Annotated in this window: 2 protein-coding genes and 2 pseudogenes; 1 reads left to right on the top strand and 3 read right to left on the bottom strand. The window is 27.1% G+C overall.

Annotated elements, in window-relative coordinates; genetic code table 11:
• Positions 1–32: 32 nt before the first annotated feature.
• Both HMPREF2663_RS00475 and HMPREF2663_RS00470 read right to left on the bottom strand, forming a co-directional pair.
• A pseudogene (locus HMPREF2663_RS00475) lies at positions 33–575 on the bottom strand (hypothetical protein); the annotation flags it as partial.
• A gap of 161 nt (positions 576–736) precedes the next feature.
• Positions 737–1666, bottom strand: coding sequence for a helix-turn-helix transcriptional regulator (locus tag HMPREF2663_RS00470; protein ID WP_002504713.1), 930 nt, complete (start codon positions 1664–1666; stop codon positions 737–739).
• A gap of 80 nt (positions 1667–1746) precedes the next feature.
• Between HMPREF2663_RS00470 and HMPREF2663_RS00465 the strand changes: the two genes are divergently transcribed.
• Positions 1747–2175 carry a VOC family protein gene (locus tag HMPREF2663_RS00465; RefSeq protein WP_000671997.1) on the top strand — a complete coding sequence of 143 codons (429 nt, stop codon included), beginning with the start codon at positions 1747–1749 and terminating at the stop codon, positions 2173–2175.
• 59 nt (positions 2176–2234) lie between these two features.
• Here HMPREF2663_RS00465 and HMPREF2663_RS11985 read toward each other — a convergent pair.
• A pseudogene (locus HMPREF2663_RS11985) lies at positions 2235–2349 on the bottom strand (IS6 family transposase); the annotation flags it as partial.

Genomic DNA, 2349 nt, shown 5'->3' with positions numbered 1-2349 from the left:
TTAGCTATATTTTTTTACTTTGCAACAGAACCACTAGATGCTTGATACTTATATTCAGATTTTTCTTTATTGTAGAGATAAATATCAATATGAACCTTAAACACCTCTTGAAAAGCTTGCTTTTTATTTTTAGAATCATTCATGAGTTGCTTTAAAGCATTATACAATTGATTTTTATCCTCTTCTAATGTTCGATTTGAAAATTTGCATAAATACCATTCTTTAGTCACATCAATGTCATTTGTTCGCTTATTTAAGTAACAATGTTCTTGAATGCCTCGTTGAATACTACTTAATGATTCACTTTCAAATTGTATTTTTATGCCTTGACTATCCAATATTACTTTACCAAAATTAATCATAAACTGCTCATATGTACTAATAAAATCTTGTACCTCTCCTGCATATTCTGGTTGTAACAACGGTGATAATGGAATTTTATCTTCCATAGGCAAAATTTTAAACTTTTTGGTACACTCTTTTATATTATTTATAATTTGATCATCGATATGAACCGTATACTGCATATATGTAGTATTTTCAGTAGATTTTAGAGCTGTAATATTTTTATTCACTTAATTCACCTTCATTGACCCATCTTTATTTAATTATAACTACTTATGTATGCTGTAGCACTACCACTACCAAATTTTAAATTTGATAATGTTTTTTTGTATAAATTTAAATTGTTTAATGTTGTCATCTTTTTGTTATTACAATTATGATTATATTACTATTAATACATGTTTATTATTTTAGTTAATTCAACTTTAACAGCATTTTTCAAACTATTAGGGGTCTCTACTTTTACATTGACACCACCTGTGACAATTAACTTAGCTATAAAATCTATATCTTTCGCGTTCACTTTTGATTTAAATAAATATGTCTCTTCGTCAATATTTTCAATCATATAGTCACTCCACAGGTAGCCTTTCAAGATATTCAATCCCATAACATTGCTTCTAATAAGAATATCAATAGCAGTTTCATTTTTAACCATGAACTGTTGAAAATTCTGCATAGTTATATCATTACACTCTTGAGTCTCTCCCATTTCATATAGTTCTTTTATTTTCGAAATATTTAATAGATTCACTAACTTTGATTCTATATTAGCTACAACAAAATACCATTGATGATTTTTATACATAATGCCAATACCTTTATATTGTTCTTTAATATAGTTTTGTGAATAACAGGTTTCAAAAGACTTATTCTCAATTATCAATCTAATGATTTCATTAAATAACTTATAACTTTTGAACTGATACTTATCTTCATTAAAATATTGAAATAGATCATTATATTGGTTTATTAACTCTTTTTTATTCGAGTTATTATATAATTTTTTTAATATTTCTTGATATTCTGTTTGAAAAGGTAGATTACTCACATTTGAAATACTCGAAAGTGTAAATACTAAAGCTTTCAACTCTTCATCTGTGATTGCTATTTTCGTTTGGTCTCGATTACCTATGATCGTATAACCACCATTTTTCCCTGGATTACTATATAAAGGTACTCCTAATGCTTCAATTTCTTTTATATCCCTTAAAGCGGTACTACGAGAAATATTAAATTCTGACATTAAATCATTTAATTTGAAGTTCCTATTTTCATTACAATATTCAATCATATTATATAATCTAACAGATTTTTTCATTATTATTCTCCTTTTAGTGTCAATAGATGACACTAATTAAGTATATACTCTATTTATAACAAATCTAAGGAGGAAAAAACATGAAATTTCAAGTAAGTCCATATTTTTTAATCACTCAAAATGCAGAGGGTTTAAAAAAGTTGTATGAAGAGCTGTTTGGCGCTAAAACACTGTATATTCAACGTATTAAAGATAGACCTATAGATAAGCAACTTAATATTGACGAAAATGATTTAAATAAAATTGATCAATGTGTACTTCAATTTGGAGATATAAAAATTATGATCGCAGATGACACTGAAGGTTTGCCCATAACACAAGGTAATAATATATCTCTTTGTCTCACTTTTGACCAAGTAGAAGAAACTAAACATGTATATGACCAGTTAATAGAAAAAGGCAGTGAGGTATTGAAAACATTTAGTCCAGAATTCTATACTGAAGGTTATGGTTATGTAAGAGATCCTTATGGTATCTCTTTGCATTTATTTACAAAGAGAAAAAATTAGGTTCTGCAGCAAAGTTGAAAAATAAATGTCTAATCTCAATTTTAAAATAATACTTTGTGTTAACTTGTTAGCATGATGCTAATTTCATGGCATGGCGAAAATCCGCAGATCTGAAGAGACTTGCGGTTCTTTTTATATAGACCGTAAATACATTCAATACCTTTTAAAGTATTC

Origin of the sequence: Staphylococcus sp. HMSC077D08, from assembly GCF_001837945.1 — a bacterium.
Lineage (GTDB): Bacteria > Bacillota > Bacilli > Staphylococcales > Staphylococcaceae > Staphylococcus > Staphylococcus epidermidis.
The sequence above is the reverse complement of the archived record's forward strand: the minus strand, read 5'-3'. Positions and strand labels throughout refer to the sequence as shown.

Bases quoted from the DNA above. Each gene is read 5' to 3' on its own strand.
- HMPREF2663_RS00470 (WP_002504713.1), bottom strand. From the start codon at position 1,666: ATGAAAAAATCTGTTAGATTATATAATATGATTGAATATTGTAATGAA.
- HMPREF2663_RS00465 (WP_000671997.1), top strand. From the start codon at position 1,747: ATGAAATTTCAAGTAAGTCCATATTTTTTAATCACTCAAAATGCAGAG.